The organism is Pseudomonas sp. DTU12.1 (genome assembly GCF_009873475.1).
Taxonomy (GTDB): domain Bacteria; phylum Pseudomonadota; class Gammaproteobacteria; order Pseudomonadales; family Pseudomonadaceae; genus Aquipseudomonas; species Aquipseudomonas proteolytica.
Genome location: NZ_CP045254.1, coordinates 4,303,779 through 4,318,249, shown reverse-complemented (window position 1 = coordinate 4,318,249; position 14,471 = coordinate 4,303,779). Strand labels below are relative to the sequence as shown.

10 protein-coding genes are annotated in these 14,471 nt (G+C 61.2%); 5 read left to right on the top strand and 5 right to left on the bottom strand.

Going from position 1 to position 14,471, the window contains the following annotated elements:
* Positions 1–3 precede the first annotated feature (3 nt).
* The 3 genes from topA (at position 4) to GDV60_RS18970 (ending at position 3,991) form a co-directional block, all read left to right on the top strand.
* Entirely contained in the window at positions 4–2,625 is a 2,622-nt protein-coding gene (gene topA, locus GDV60_RS18980; protein ID WP_092231741.1) for a type I DNA topoisomerase, read from the top strand.
* Between the two features lie 142 nt (positions 2,626–2,767).
* Positions 2,768–3,289 (top strand): DUF6586 family protein, encoded by a 522-nt coding sequence (locus GDV60_RS18975; protein ID WP_029300090.1) that lies wholly within the window; start codon positions 2,768–2,770, stop codon positions 3,287–3,289.
* Positions 3,290–3,757: 468 nt separating this feature from the next.
* Positions 3,758–3,991: a hypothetical protein gene (locus GDV60_RS18970; protein ID WP_029300092.1), complete on the top strand. Its 234-nt coding sequence runs from the start codon at positions 3,758–3,760 to the stop codon at positions 3,989–3,991.
* Positions 3,992–4,140: 149 nt separating this feature from the next.
* On the opposite strand, the gene sulA is transcribed toward GDV60_RS18970, so the two are convergent.
* Positions 4,141–4,620: an SOS-induced cell division inhibitor SulA gene (sulA, locus tag GDV60_RS18965; protein WP_029300094.1), complete on the bottom strand. Its 480-nt coding sequence runs from the start codon at positions 4,618–4,620 to the stop codon at positions 4,141–4,143.
* Between the two features lie 10 nt (positions 4,621–4,630).
* Positions 4,631–5,239: a transcriptional repressor LexA gene (lexA, locus tag GDV60_RS18960; protein ID WP_029300096.1), complete on the bottom strand. Its 609-nt coding sequence runs from the start codon at positions 5,237–5,239 to the stop codon at positions 4,631–4,633.
* A gap of 263 nt (positions 5,240–5,502) precedes the next feature.
* On the opposite strand from lexA, the gene GDV60_RS18955 reads away from it, so the two are divergent.
* A complete protein-coding gene (locus GDV60_RS18955) occupies positions 5,503–6,210 on the top strand; it encodes a TetR/AcrR family transcriptional regulator (protein WP_029300097.1) in 708 nt (235 codons plus the stop codon).
* Positions 6,211–6,362: 152 nt separating this feature from the next.
* Entirely contained in the window at positions 6,363–7,361 is a 999-nt protein-coding gene (gene nagZ, locus GDV60_RS18950) for a beta-N-acetylhexosaminidase (RefSeq protein ID WP_169851773.1), read from the top strand.
* A 95-nt stretch (positions 7,362–7,456) separates the two neighbouring features.
* On the opposite strand, the gene GDV60_RS18945 is transcribed toward nagZ, so the two are convergent.
* The 3 genes from GDV60_RS18945 to mfd are packed head-to-tail and all read right to left on the bottom strand — an operon-like array spanning position 7,457 to position 14,189.
* Complete coding sequence (locus GDV60_RS18945) at positions 7,457–10,150, bottom strand: DEAD/DEAH box helicase (RefSeq protein WP_070994691.1); 2,694 nt, start codon at positions 10,148–10,150, stop codon at positions 7,457–7,459.
* A 9-nt stretch (positions 10,151–10,159) separates the two neighbouring features.
* Entirely contained in the window at positions 10,160–10,729 is a 570-nt protein-coding gene (locus GDV60_RS18940) for a CsiV family protein (protein WP_029300100.1), read from the bottom strand.
* A gap of 10 nt (positions 10,730–10,739) precedes the next feature.
* Positions 10,740–14,189, bottom strand: coding sequence for a transcription-repair coupling factor (mfd, locus tag GDV60_RS18935; RefSeq protein ID WP_159908440.1), 3,450 nt, complete (start codon positions 14,187–14,189; stop codon positions 10,740–10,742).
* Positions 14,190–14,471 lie beyond the last annotated feature (282 nt).

Here is a 14,471-nt window from a genome sequence, read left to right as displayed (position 1 = left end):
TCCATGGGCAAATCGCTGGTCATTGTGGAATCCCCGGCTAAGGCCAAGACCATCAACAAGTACTTGGGTAACGAGTACGTGGTGAAGTCGAGTATCGGCCATATCCGAGACCTGCCCACCAGCGGTTCGGCTAGCGCCAGCAAGGAGCCTGCTGCCAAGCGCGGCAAGGCGGCTGCGGGCGAAGGTCCGGTGCTCTCGCCCAAAGAAAAAGCGCGCAAGCAGCTGGTTTCGCGCATGGGGGTGGACCCTGATCATGGCTGGAAGGCCAAGTACGAAATCCTTCCGGGCAAGGAAAAGGTGATCGAGGAGCTGCGCCGGCTCGCCAAGGATGCTGACACCATCTATCTCGCGACGGACTTGGACCGCGAAGGGGAAGCCATTGCCTGGCACCTGCGCGAAGCCATCGGTGGGGATGACAGCCGCTATAAACGCGTGGTGTTCAACGAAATTACCAAGAAGGCGATCCAGGAAGCCTTCTCCAAGCCGGGCGAGCTGGATATTGACCGCGTCAATGCCCAGCAGGCTCGACGCTTCCTCGACCGCGTCGTCGGCTACATGGTCTCGCCATTGTTGTGGGCCAAAATTGCCCGTGGCCTGTCCGCTGGCCGTGTGCAATCGGTAGCGGTCAAGCTGGTGGTGGAGCGTGAGCGCGAGATCCGCGCGTTCATCCCTGAAGAATACTGGGAAGTCCACGCCGACCTCGGCACCGCCAAGGGCGCGACCGTACGCTTTGACGTGGCCCGTGAGAAAGGCGAGGCTTTCAAGCCGCTCAACGAAGCCCAGGCCATGGCCGCGCTGGAGAAGCTCAAGGCTTCCAGCTACAGCATCGTCAAGCGCGAAGACAAGCCCACCAGCAGCAAGCCGTCGGCGCCGTTCATCACCTCCACCCTGCAACAGGCCGCGAGCAACCGCCTGGGCTTTGGGGTGAAGAAGACGATGATGATGGCCCAGCGTTTGTACGAAGCGGGCTACATCACGTATATGCGTACCGACTCCACCAACCTGTCGCAAGACGCGGTGGCGATGGCGCGCACTTATATTGAAAGCGAATTCGGCAAGAAGTACCTGCCGGAGAACCCGAACGTCTACAGCAGCAAGGAAGGCGCACAAGAGGCTCACGAAGCGATTCGGCCGTCTGACGCCAATACCGAGCCAAGCAAGCTCACAGGCATGGAGCGCGACGCTGAGCGCCTCTACGAGCTGATCTGGCGCCAGTTCCTGGCCTGCCAGATGCTGCCGGCGCAATACTTGTCCACCACCGTCACCGTGGGTGCCGGGGACTTCGAGCTGCGTGCCAAGGGCCGTATCCTCAAGTTCGACGGTTACACCCGTGTGATGCCGCAAATCGCCAAGCCCGGCGATGACGACGTGCTGCCAGACATGGCCCAGGGCGATGTGATGAAGCTGGTCAAGCTTGATCCGTCCCAGCACTTCACCAAGCCGCCTGCGCGTTATTCGGAAGCGAGCCTGGTCAAAGAGATGGAAAAGCGGGGCATTGGTCGTCCTTCGACCTACGCGGCGATCATTTCCACCATCCAGGACCGCGGCTACGTGGCGCTGCATAACCGTCGTTTCTATTCGGAAAAGATGGGCGATATCGTCACCGAGCGTCTGTCCGAGAGTTTCTCCAACCTGATGGACTACGGCTTTACCGCCGGCATGGAAGAGAACCTCGATGACGTGGCCCAGGGCGAGCGGGACTGGAAAAACGTACTCGACGAGTTCTATGGCGACTTCAAGAAAAAACTCGAAGTAGCCGAAAGCCCGGAAAACGGTATGCGCGCCAACCAGCCGGTGATGACGGATATTCCGTGCACCACCTGCGGGCGGCCGATGCAGATCCGCACCGCGTCTACCGGTGTGTTCCTGGGTTGCTCGGGCTACAGCCTGCCGCCCAAAGAGCGCTGCAAGGCCACCGTCAACCTGGTACCGGGTGATGAAATTGCGGCCGACGACGAGGGTGAATCCGAGTCGCTGGTGTTGCGTGGCAAGCACCGTTGCCCGATCTGCAGCACGGCGATGGATGCCTATCTGCTCGACGAAAAGCACAAGCTGCACATCTGCGGTAACAACCCGGATTGCAACGGCTACGAAATCGAAGAAGGCACCTACCGCATCAAGGGCTATGAAGGCCCGAGCCTGGAGTGCGACAAGTGCGGCAGTGAGATGCAACTCAAGACCGGCCGCTTCGGCAAGTTCTTCGGTTGCACCAACCCGACCTGCAAGAACACCCGCAAACTGCTGAAAAGCGGTGACGCGGCGCCGCCGAAGATGGACCCGGTGAAGATGCCTGAGCTCAAGTGCGAGAAGGTCAACGACACCTACATCCTGCGTGACGGCGCTTCGGGCCTGTTCCTGGCCGCCAGCCAGTTCCCGAAAAACCGCGAGACCCGTGCGCCACTGGTGATGGAGATCGTGCCGCACAAGGATGAGATCGATCCGAAGTACCACTTCCTGTGTGAAGCGCCGAAGAAGGATCCCGACGGTCGTCCGGCCGTGATCCGCTATAGCCGCAAGACCAAGGAGCAGTACGTGCAGACCGAAGTGGACGGCAAGCCTACGGGCTGGAAGGCGTTCTACGACGGCGGCAAGTGGAAGGTCGAGGACAAGCGCCAGGGCGCTTGATCTGTAGGAGCGAGCTTGCTCGCGAAGGTCGTTAACGATAACGCGATAAACCCGATGCACTGCGTTGTTCTCGGGTTTTTCGCGAGTAAACTTGCTCCTGCAAAGCCAGCATCACGTTTATGTCGTTGTGGAGACTGCCGTCATGGCTAACGAACTCTATACCCGTACCAACCAGAAAATTTACTTCGCGGGTTTGTCCCTGGAAGCCCTTGGCCGTGCCGAGGAAGGGAAGGAGATGAACGCTATCGCGCTGGTGCAGGCGGGGCGGGAGTCGGCGTTGTTCCATCTGTATGGCGCCTTGTTGGGGCTGTGTCATGAAATTGCCGGCTTCTATCGCTTGCCCCAGGCGCATGCGCCACGGGCCGAGGATATTTTGACCCGCGAGGTGCTGGAGTCCTTGGCCATCCCTGAGTTGGCCGAGTTGGTGGAAATGGCCCGCAGCCCTGACAGCTGGCTGGCACGTTTGCTGGCTGCCCATTCGGCGATGTTCCAGCCGCCGCGTGTGCCGCACAAGCCCAAGGGCGATGTGACCCAGCCGTTGATTGTTGCGGTCAGTCTGGAAGACGAAGGTCCCGAGCCGCTGAGCCGGGCGGAGTTGGAGAGCTGGCGTCAGGAGTTGAAGAAGCTGGCTATCCGCTTTCGGGATGGCTTGAACGAGTGCTGAGTGGCGGGGCAATGTAGGAGCCGGCTTGCCGGCGATAACAATTGATCAAGCAATGCAAAGTTGGCCGGCAGACCGCTATCGCTGCATAGGTATCTACACAACTTTCAGAAACTGACGAACTCCCCCGTGGCGAGCGGGCTTGTCGGAACGCCGCATCGCCCGCGCTGGGCTGCGAAGCAGCCCCAAAAAGCCCGCCGCGTTTCTTCAGATAAACCGCGATGGCCGGGTTTAGGGCTGCTTCGCAGCCCAGCGCGGGCGATGCGGCGTTCCGACAAGCCCGCTCGCCACAACTGCGCTATTTGCCTGGATTTAGGCGGTGCGGCGAAGTTATGTAGATACCTATGGCTATCGCTGGCAAGCCCGCTCCTACAGACCATTCATCAAGCAGCAACGAAAGCTGTTCAGATCCTGAGCGAGGCCGCGTTGATGACTGATATAATGCCGGCCTTTCGTGGAGAACAGATTTTTATGCCAACGTCCTTTCTGGAAATTGTTGAATTGCCCGACGGCCGAATTGAGCTGCGTAGGGCCGAGGACGAGGGTTCTCTGGTGACTTTGGACTTTTCCGAGGATGCCAAGGCATTCCTGCAAGGCCAGCACGTGGAAGTGGCAAAAGCCATGTTGAGCGTGGGCGTGCAGATGGCGGGGCGCCTGGCTGAAGGCGAACCAGAGAAAGACGACGGTCCGCGAATTCTTCACTGAGTCCGTTTGTCGATTTCAAGATTCAAACTAACAATCGGCTTCTCAGTTCTGTAGAGGCCTTGCGTCCATCGCAGGCACTGACTTGACGTCAGGCTGCAATCGGACGACCTGTAGCATTCCCGATAACGCGTTGCGCGTCAGGCTCGGGCTTATCCCAAACGAATATTCAAGCTTTGTGCATCGCCTGTGCGCGCCGCGCTGATCAACTGCTGCTTGGCCGAAGCGCCCAGCGGATTCAGCCAACTGACGACCGTATGGCTACGCCCCAGGCGCAACGCTTCGCAGGTCAGTTGCTGGGCACTCTGGGTGCCGCGTGGTTGCAGCAGCAGGATACGCTCGCGGTTCAGGCCCGCATCCCGCAACCAGGCCTGGGTCAGGCTGGAGGGCGGGGCGATCAGGGTCAGCCAGCGGGCATCCTGTTCTTCGCTCAGGTTGCGAAGAATGGGGGCCAGCAGGCTCAGGCAGTTCCCGGCAGCGCCGCGCAACGACAATTCACTGAATACCTCTGGTTCGGCGGGGGCGGTCCATGGGGACTCCACCACCTCGTTGAGGATCGGTGCAAGTGGCTGGGCCAAGAAGGCCTCAAACAGCGGCAGTTGTGTATGTTGTTGCGCGTGTGGGAACTGCATGATGCCTCCGTTAGCGGCGAATAACGCCGACACTCAAGCCTTCGATCACCAGGTCCTGATCCTTCAGGTTGACTTCAATCGGTGAAAACTCAGGGTTTTCCGCCAGCAGCCAGACTTTGCTGCCCTCGCGTTTGAAGCGCTTGACCGTCACTTCGTCGCCAATACGCGCCACGACGATCTGACCGTTGCGTGCTTCACGGGTGGTATGGACGGCAAGCAGGTCGCCGTCGAAGATGCCCACGTCCTTCATGCTCATGCCATGGACCCGCAGCAGGTAGTCGGCGCGAGGATGGAAGAAAGTCGGGTTGATATTGCAAGACTCTTCGACGTGCTGCTGTGCAAGAATCGGCGCACCGGCAGCGACCCGGCCGATGATCGGCAGCGTCGATTCGTCAGCCTTGGCTTCGAAGCCAGGGATACGAATGCCACGGGATGCACCTGGGGTCATTTCGATCGCACCCTTGCGGGCAAGGGCCTTCAGGTGTTCTTCAGCAGCGTTGGGGGATTTGAACCCCAGCTCCAGGGCGATTTCCGCCCGGGTCGGCGGATAGCCGTTGTCGTCGAGGCAGCGCTTGATAAAAGCGAGAATCTCAGCTTGGCGTGGCGTCAGTTTTAGCATGTTGATCGCTCTGTCTTTTTATACAGTGACTGGGATTATATACAGTGAACTGCGCTTGGCAATCATCGTTTTTGCCGACTCCGCCGGACGGTCATCCGTCGGTCCTTGCCAAGCCTGGAGATAGCGCTGCCTACAGGCTGTTGAAGATGTGATTAAATAGGTGCGAATCGGGTGACTGCCCGGCCGGAAAACGGACCTGCAGGCTTGACATTGCACAAGGTGAAACGTATGTTTCAAACAAGTGTTTGTCAGGCGGAGTAGCCATGGCCCAGTCGGAAACCGTTGAACGCATTCTCGATGCTGCCGAGCAGTTGTTCGCGGAAAAAGGATTTGCTGAAACTTCATTGCGGCTGATCACCAGCAAGGCTGGGGTCAACCTGGCGGCAGTGAACTATCATTTCGGCTCGAAGAAAGCCCTGATCCAGGCAGTATTCTCACGTTTCCTGGGACCGTTCTGCGTCAGTCTCGACCGTGAGCTGGAGCGGCGCCAGACCAAGCCCGACAACAAGCCGAGCCTGGAAGAGCTGCTGGAAATCCTCGTCGAGCAGGCGCTGGTGGTACAACCACGCAGTGGCAACGACCTGTCGATCTTCATGCGCCTGCTGGGCCTGGCTTTCAGTCAGAGCCAAGGCCACTTGCGGCGTTATCTCGAAGACATGTATGGCAAGGTATTCCGTCGCTACATGTTGTTGGTGAATGAGGCGGCCCCGCGCATTCCTCCTATCGAATTGTTCTGGCGCGTGCACTTCATGCTCGGCGCCGCAGCGTTCAGCATGTCCGGGATCAAGGCCTTGCGCGCCATCGCCGAGACGGATTTCGGGGTCAACACCTCCATCGAACAGGTCATGCGCTTGATGGTGCCATTCCTGGCCGCCGGCATGCGCGCCGAAAGCGGTGTCACCGACCCGGCCATGGCGGCCGCCCAGTTGCGCCCGCGCAGCAAGTCCGCCCCGGTGGCTGCCAAGGTTTAACCACTGGCGTCTGGGCGCCACCGCTTGCATCCGCTAAGCTAGCCGCCCATGCCGATTTCAAATATTTACCCGCACTCCACCGCCTTGCCAGGCTTGACCTGGCGAGGCGGTGGAGTGCGCGCGTCATTCAAGGAAAATTTATGACTGCTGCCCTGCAAGGCTCTTTGATGGTGGACGTCGCCGGCACCTGGCTGACGGCTGAGGATCGCCACTTGTTGCGCCAGCCTGAAGTGGGCGGCCTGATCATTTTTGCGCGCAACATCGAACATCCGCGCCAGGTGCGGGAATTGAGCGCTGCCATTCGCGCGGTGCGCCCGGACCTGTTGCTGGCTGTCGACCAGGAAGGCGGCCGTGTCCAGCGCCTGCGCCAGGGGTTTGTCCGCCTGCCGGCCATGCGTGCCCTGGCAGATAATCCCAATGCCGAATACCTGGCCGAGCAGTGTGGCTGGGTCATGGCCACAGAAGTGTTGGCCGTTGGCCTGGACCTGAGCTTCGCCCCGGTGCTGGACCTCGATTACCAGCGCAGCGCCGTCGTAGGTACACGTGCGTTCGAAGGTGATCCCGAGCGTGCCGCGTTGTTGGCCGGCGCCTTTATCCGAGGCATGAACAGCGCCGGTATGGCCGCCACCGGCAAGCACTTTCCGGGTCATGGTTGGGCCGAGGCTGATTCCCACGTCGCCATTCCCGTGGATGAACGCAGCCTGGAGCAGCTTCGCAGCCATGACCTGGTGCCGTTCGCGCGCTTGAGCAAGCAATTGGCCGCCGTCATGCCGGCCCATGTCATTTACCCCCAGGTGGATAACCAGCCGGCCGGCTTTTCGCGCCGTTGGTTGCAAGACATCCTGCGCGGTGAGTTGCAGTTCGATGGGGTGATTTTCAGTGATGACCTGTCCATGGCCGGTGCCCATGTGGTGGGGGATGCGGCGAGCCGTATCGAGGCGGCCTTGAGCGCGGGTTGCGATATGGGGCTGGTGTGCAATGACCGTGCGGCCGCCGAGTTGGCCCTGAGTGCCGCCCAGCGCATGAAGGTCACGCCGTCGGCGCGGATTGCCCGGATGCGTGGGCAGGCGATTGCCTCGACTGACTATAAGCAGGACCCGCGTTGGTTGGCGGCGCTCGGTGCGCTTCGGGATGCTCAGTTGATCGAATGAGATTGAGGTGCGCCTATCGCAGGCAAGCCAGCTCCCACACTTGAATCTATTCACAGATCAAAATGTGTGGCTTGCCTGCGATAGCGACCTGGCAGTCAACGCTTCTCTTGCTTATTGGGCAACGGCGCAAACAGCGCCTCGATATCTTCGTTGCCCAACTTCCAGTCGCCAGTGGTGCGACCATCCAGCACGCCCGCCGCCAGGTCTGACTTCTCTTGCTGCAACGCCTGGATCTTCTCTTCCACAGTGCCGCGCGCAATCATCTTGTACACAAACACCGGCTTCTCCTGGCCGATGCGATACGCACGGTCGGTGGCCTGGTTTTCCGTGGCCGGGTTCCACCACGGGTCGTAGTGGATCACGGTGTCGGCTTCGGTCAGGTTAAGCCCGACGCCACCAGCCTTGAGGCTGATGAGGAAGATCTGCAACTTGCCGCTCTGGAAATCCTTCACCGGCGTGCGCCGATCGCGGGTCTGGCCGGTCAGCAAGGCATAGGCGACACCGCGTTTTTTCAGCTCGATCTCAATCAGGCTGAGCATTGAGGTGAACTGGGAAAACAGCAGGATCCTGCGCCCTTCGGCAAATAGCTCGTCGAGCATCTCCATCAGGCTGTCGAGCTTGCCGGAGCTGCTGCCGCGCGCTGGCAGCGTTGCATCGTTGACCAGGCGCAGGTCGCAACAGACCTGGCGCAGCTTGAGCAGCGCTTCAAGGATGATGATCTGGCTGCGGGCCACGCCCTTGCGGGTGATTTCGTCGCGCACCTTCTTGTCCATGGCCAGGCGCATGGTTTCGTACACGTCGCGCTGCGCTTCATTGAGATCGACCCAATGGATGATCTCGGTCTTGGGTGGCAACTCAGTGGCCACCTGTTCCTTGGTGCGGCGCAGCAAGAACGGTTTGATCCGACCGTTGAGGTGCTGCAATCGCACGTCGCTGCCGCGTTTTTCGATGGGCACGCGGTAATCGCGGTTGAAGCTCTTAACATCCCCCAGCCAACCCGGCAGCAGGAAGTGGAACAGCGACCACAGCTCGCCCAGGTGATTTTCCAGCGGTGTGCCGCTCAGGCACAGGCGCTGCCGGGCATTCAGCTCGCGGGCGGCCTGGGCGGCCTTGCTGGTGGGGTTCTTGATGTATTGGGCTTCATCGAGGATCAGCACATGCAGCGGCTGCGCGGCCAGTTGCTCGATGTCCTTGGGCAGCAGGGCATAGGTGGTCAGCAGCAGGTCATAATCCTGCAGTTGTGCGAAGTGCTTCTTGCGTGCGGCTCCATACAGCGCCAGCACCTTGAGTTGCGGGGTGAAGTGCGCCGCTTCGTCGAGCCAGTTGGGGATCAGGCTGGTGGGCATCACGACCATGCACGGCCGGTCCAGGCGCCCGGCGATTTTTTCGCTGAGAATATGCGCCAGGGTCTGTAGGGTTTTGCCCAGGCCCATGTCGTCCGCAAGAATCCCGCCCACTTCCAGTTGGCGCAGGGACTGCATCCAGCTCAGGCCTTCGAGCTGGTAGGGGCGCAAGGTCGCATTCAGGCCCTCGGGTGCTGTGCAGGTGAAGTCCTTGATATCGCGCAGGCGCTGGGCAAAGTTGCGGATCTGTTCGCCGCCTTCCCATTGCAGGGGCAGGTCTTCCAGCGGGTTGAGGCGAATGGCGTCGGCCTTGGCCAGGCGCAAGGCGGTGCTGCCGGGCTCTTGCAGGTAGAACTCGCCGAGGGTGGCCAGCACCGGTTTGAGCCGGCCATAGGGCAGCGCCACTTGCAGCGGGCCGTGGCCGCCATTGGGCAGGCCGGGGATGTTCACCAGGATCAGTTCGTCGTCGCGGCGGCGCGCGAGTTTTTCCGGGTTGAGGATTTCGGTGTGGGAGCGCATCAGGTTCAACAGGATCGGCAACAGGCTCAGGCGTTCGCCATTGACGATGATCCCCAGCTCCAGGTCGAACCAGTCGCGCTCCGGCACTTCATCGACGCTGGCGTACCAGTCATCGACGGGGCTCAGGTCGAAGCCGAAATCTTCATCGATCTGCAGCTCCCAGCCCTCCGCACGCAGGCTCGGCGAGGCGTTGAGAGTGAAGTTCAGCCAGGCACTGTCGTTGACCATCTCAAACAGCTCGCCGGCGCTCTCCGGCAAGGCCTTGCTCTGGCGCGTGGCGATCTTGAAACCCAGCAAGCGCAGGTGTTCGCGAAAACCTTGCTCGACCTCGGGGTGGCGCTTGATCCGCAGGCTCTGGGTTTCCTGGCGCACAATGATATCGGCGTTTTTCTGGCCGCTGACGTAGTTGCCCTGATAATTGAACGACAGCGCCGCCCGGTGCTGGATGTAGCGCTGCATCTTGCCGTTGCGCGGCTCAAAGGCGCTGAACTCGATGCTGGCCAGCCACAGCCGCGGAATGGGCTGCACATCCTCGAGCACCACTTGAGGCAGCACCACGCGGTTGTCGAGCACGGCCTGGAGCTTTTCCAGCAGCTCGGCATCCTTGGCCGCTGCCGGATAGGCCAGGGTTTCCTGGACCTGCAGCAGCACTGCGGCAATGTGTTTGCAGTTGGTATGCACGGGGCAGGTGCAGCGGCTGTCCACCAGGATCAAGGTGCCCTTGGCCGACTCGCGCAGGGCGATGGTCTGGCGGTAGACATTACCGCCTGAGCCTTCGCAACTGGCGATGATGGTGCTGTCGCCCGACTCGACGATGCGCACGCGGTTTTCCAGGGCGTAGCGCCGGCCGCGCTCCAGGCTTTGCTCCTTGAAGCGGTTAGCCCAGGAAGGCGCCAGGGGTTTGGTCAGCGACGACGGCAGGGGCATGGCGCTGGATCAGTCCGCCAGGCCGGGCGGTGGTGCGCTCGGTGGCTTGGCCGTGAGGGAGGTGATCTTGATCAGCAGGGCCAGGTGGCCGCCGTCCAGGTAGTTGAGCTGGTTGTTCTTGGTGCGCACGTCCGGCTGGCTCAGGTGCTCACTGGCAATCACGCTGCCGTGGTTGTCGAACTGGTTGAGCCAGAAGCTCGCATCAATCCGGGTAAAGCGCCCCAACTGCAGGTCCAGGGTGCCCTGGATGGGGAACTGGCCGAACTGTTCCTGGCCGTCGGTGATTTTCACCTTCACGGGCTGTTCGCCCAGGTTCTGCTCCCAGGCCTTGTGCAGCAGCACGGTGTAATCGCCGTTGGCCTGGAGTTTTTCGACGATGTTGGTCAGGCGCGGCGGGCTGATTTTCTCGATCCCCTGGCGTGGAGCGCCGGCATCCCAGTTTTCTGGGGCCGGCCGGCTGTTGATGACCGGTTCCGCATTCTGGCGGATCAGGATCATTTCCACCTGGTAGAGGCTGTCGGCAAACGCCGAAGGTGCGACTACCACCAACAACAGGCTCAGGATACGAAGCAGGCGCATGGGGCGTCCTTCAAGCAGATTTGGGGATGAGGCGCTCAAACAGCGCCTCCAATGTATTAAAGCGCTCTTCGGCACGTTCCATCGGTACCATGAACTTGAATAACGTGGCGCCTTCGAATTTGTAGCGGTTAGGCTGGCCCTGGATCAACTTGATCAACACCAACGGGTCCACCGGCGTCTGCGCTTCGAATTCGATACGCCCACCCTGAGGACCCGCATCGACCTTCTTGATCCCCAGTTGCTCGGCCTGCAATTTGAGCAGGGTCAGGCGCACCAGGTTCTTGGTCGGTTCCGGCAGCAGGCCGAAGCGGTCGATCATCTCCACTTGCAGGTCCTTGAGGCCTTCTTCGTCGGTGGCCGAGGCGATGCGCTTGTACAGGATCAGCCGCGCATGCACATCCGGCAGGTAGTCCTCGGGGATCAACGCCGGCAGGCGCAGGTTGATTTCCGGGCCGCCGCCCAGTGGCTGGTCGAGGTTCGGTTGCTCGCCTTTGCGGATGGCCTTCACCGCGCGCTCGAGCATCTCCATATAGAGGGTGAAGCCCACCGCCTGGATCTGCCCGCTCTGGCCGTCGCCCAGCAGTTCGCCGGCACCACGGATTTCCAGGTCGTTGGTGGCCAGCACAAAGCCTGCGCCCAGGTCCTGGGTGTTGGCGATGGCCTCCAGGCGTTTTTCCGCGTCGCCAGTGATTTGCTGGCGCGGTGGCGTCAGCAGGTAGGCATAGGCCTGGTGGTGACTGCGGCCGACCCGACCACGCAACTGGTGCAGTTGTGCCAGGCCGAACTTGTCCGCACGCTCGATAATGATGGTGTTGGCGCTTGGCACGTCGATACCGGTCTCGATAATGGTCGAGGCGATCAGCACGTTGAAGCGCTTGTGGTAGAAGTCGCTCATCACCTGTTCGAGTTCGCGTTCGCGCATCTGCCCGTGGCCGATGCCGATCCGCGCTTCCGGCACCAGTTCGGCGAGGTCGGCGGCGCATTTCTCGATGGTTTTTACGTCGTTGTGCAGGTAGTAGACCTGGCCGCCGCGCAGCAATTCGCGCAGCAGGGCTTCCTTGATCGTGCTGTTGTTCTGCTCCATGACGAACGTGCGCACCGACAAGCGCCGCGCTGGCGGCGTGGCGATGATCGACAGGTCGCGCATGCCCGACACCGCCATGTTCAGCGTGCGCGGGATTGGTGTGGCAGTCAGGGTGAGGATATCGACCTCGCTGCGCAGGGCCTTGAGCTGCTCCTTCTGGCGCACGCCAAAGCGGTGCTCCTCGTCGATGATCACCAGGCCCAGGTTCTTGATTTTTACGTCGTCCGACAGCAGTTTGTGGGTGCCGATGACGATATCGATCTTGCCTTCGGCCAGATCGGCGACAGCGGCATTCACTTCCTTGGCCGACTTGAAGCGGCTCATTACTTCCACAGTCACCGGCCAATCGGCAAAGCGGTCGCGGAAGCTGTTGTAGTGCTGCTGGGCGAGCAGGGTGGTCGGTACCAGGATCGCCACCTGGCGGCCACCATGCACTGCGATAAACGCGGCACGCATCGCCACTTCAGTCTTGCCGAAGCCCACATCGCCGCAGACCAGGCGGTCCATGGGCTTGGGCGCGAGCATGTCGGCGCGCACGGCGTCGATGGTGGTTTGCTGGTCCGGGGTTTCTTCGAAGGCGAAGCCGGCGCTGAAGGTGGCGTAGTCGGCCTTCGGGTCGGCGAACGCATAACCTTCGCGGGCCGCGCGGCGGGCATAGATGTCCAGCAGTTCGGCGGCCACGTCGCGCACCTGTTCGGCGGCCTTGCGCTTGGCTTTCTGCCAGGTCTCGGAGCCCAGGCGGTGCAACGGCGCGAGGGCGTCGTCACTGCCGGTGTAGCGCGCGATCAGGTGCAGGTTGGCCACCGGGACGTAGAGCTTGGCGCCCTCGGCGTATTCCATAGTGAGGAATTCGGCGGCCTGGTTGTCGATCTCCAGGGTCTGCAGGCCCAGGTAGCGCCCCACGCCGTGGTCGATATGCACCACCGGTGCGCCTTCGCGCAGTTCGGTGAGGTTCTTGATGACCGCATCGTTGTTGGCGTCGGCGCGTTTTTCCCGGCGCCGGCGCTGCATCACGCGTTGGCCGAACAGCGGGCTCTCGGCAATCAGCGCCAGGGCCGGATCATCCAGTTGCAAGCCTTCGTTGAGCGGGGCAATGGTGATCGCCATGCGGTCCTTGCCGGCCACGAAGTCCGGCCAGCTGTCGACGGTTTTTGGCCGCAGCTTCAGGCGTTCCAGCAACTCCAGCAGCACTTCGCGGCGCCCGGCGGATTCGGCGGTAAACAGCACGCGGCCCGGGAAATCGCCAAGGAAGTCGGACAATGCTTGCAGCGGCTGGGTGGCCTTGGCTTCGATGGCCAGGTTCGGCAGGGTTTGGGCCGGGAAGCGTTCGCGACCGACACCGGCTTCTACATCCTGCTGGCTGGCGACCACGCGCGGCCAGTTCTTCAGGCGGGCAAAGCAGTCTTCCACCGGCAGGAACAGCTCGGCAGGCGGCAATAAAGGCCGGGAGGGATCGACGCGGCGCTCTTCGTAACGGTTGCGTACGTCGTTCCAGAAATTTTCCGCGGCCTGTTCGATGCCGGGCAGCGAGAACACCTGGGTGTCCTGGGGCAGGTAATCGAACAGGGTCGAGGTTTCATCGAAGAACAGCGGCAGGTAGTACTCGATACCGGCGGGGGTAATCCCGCTGCTCAGGTCCTGGAAGATCGGGCAGCGGCGGAAGTCCACGTCGAAGCGTTCGCGAAAGCGCGCCTTGAAGCGTGTGACCGCGTCTTTTTGCAGGGGGAATTCCCGGGCCGGCAGCAGCTTGATCGATTGCACTTTGTCGATGGACCGCTGGTTTTCCGGGTCGAAGGTACGCAGGGTCTCGATTTCGTCGTCGAACAGGTCGATGCGGTAGGGCAGTTTGCTGCCCATCGGGAACAGGTCGATCAGCGCGCCGCGCACGGCGAACTCACCATGCTCGTACACCGTATCGACGCAGCGATAGCCGCTGGCTTCAAGACGGGTGCGCATCTGCTCTACATCGAGCTTCTGGCCGATATCCAACACCAGGCTGCTGCCCAGCAGAAACTTGGTCGGCGCCAGGCGGTGCAGGGCCGTGGTGATCGGCACCACCAGCACACCGTGGGCCAGTTCCGGCAAGCGGTACAGGCTGGCGATGCGCTGGGAAATGATGTCCTGGTGCGGGGAGAACAAGTCGTAGGGCAGGGTCTCCCAGTCCGGGAAATGCAGCACCGGCAAATCGGGGGCGAAGAAGCTCAGCTCCTGCTCTAGCCGTTCGGCACTTTGGCTGTCGGCGGTCAGCAGCAGGGTAAAGCGTTTGGCTGCACTGGCAGCCTCGGCAATGGCCAGGCTCAGGGCGGCACCGGGCAAATTGCCCCAATGCTGTTTACCTGCCTCGGCAGGGAGTAGCGGTAGACGCAGGACGGGCACGGAAGGTTGAGCTCCAGCGTTGCGACAAAGTCGGTAATTGTAACGGCCTGGAGTGCCGCCTGTCAGTTGCTGACTGTGCCTATTACGGTTTGTAGGAAATGTAGTGGCTAAGACAAACAATGTGCGGTTTTGACTCAATATGTAGTGCCAAAATGCACGTATGTTTCGGAGGGTTACGGACAACACGCCCTGGTCTTTCTCCGGGGGGTGCGCTGGAAGCCGCGTATTTACTGGCTTGTAGCGCGGTGAAAATTATTTGCAAGGGCTTTTGTTGCGTGGCGC

Excerpts from the sequence above, each read along its gene's own strand:
- topA (WP_092231741.1), top strand. The coding sequence starts at position 4 with ATGGGCAAATCGCTGGTCATTGTGGAATCCCCGGCTAAGGCCAAGACC.
- GDV60_RS18975 (WP_029300090.1), top strand. The coding sequence starts at position 2,768 with ATGGCTAACGAACTCTATACCCGTACCAACCAGAAAATTTACTTCGCG.
- GDV60_RS18970 (WP_029300092.1), top strand. The coding sequence starts at position 3,758 with ATGCCAACGTCCTTTCTGGAAATTGTTGAATTGCCCGACGGCCGAATT.
- sulA (WP_029300094.1), bottom strand. The coding sequence starts at position 4,620 with ATGCAGTTCCCACACGCGCAACAACATACACAACTGCCGCTGTTTGAG.
- lexA (WP_029300096.1), bottom strand. The coding sequence starts at position 5,239 with ATGCTAAAACTGACGCCACGCCAAGCTGAGATTCTCGCTTTTATCAAG.
- GDV60_RS18955 (WP_029300097.1), top strand. The coding sequence starts at position 5,503 with ATGGCCCAGTCGGAAACCGTTGAACGCATTCTCGATGCTGCCGAGCAG.
- GDV60_RS18945 (WP_070994691.1), bottom strand. The coding sequence starts at position 10,150 with ATGCCCCTGCCGTCGTCGCTGACCAAACCCCTGGCGCCTTCCTGGGCT.
- GDV60_RS18940 (WP_029300100.1), bottom strand. The coding sequence starts at position 10,729 with ATGCGCCTGCTTCGTATCCTGAGCCTGTTGTTGGTGGTAGTCGCACCT.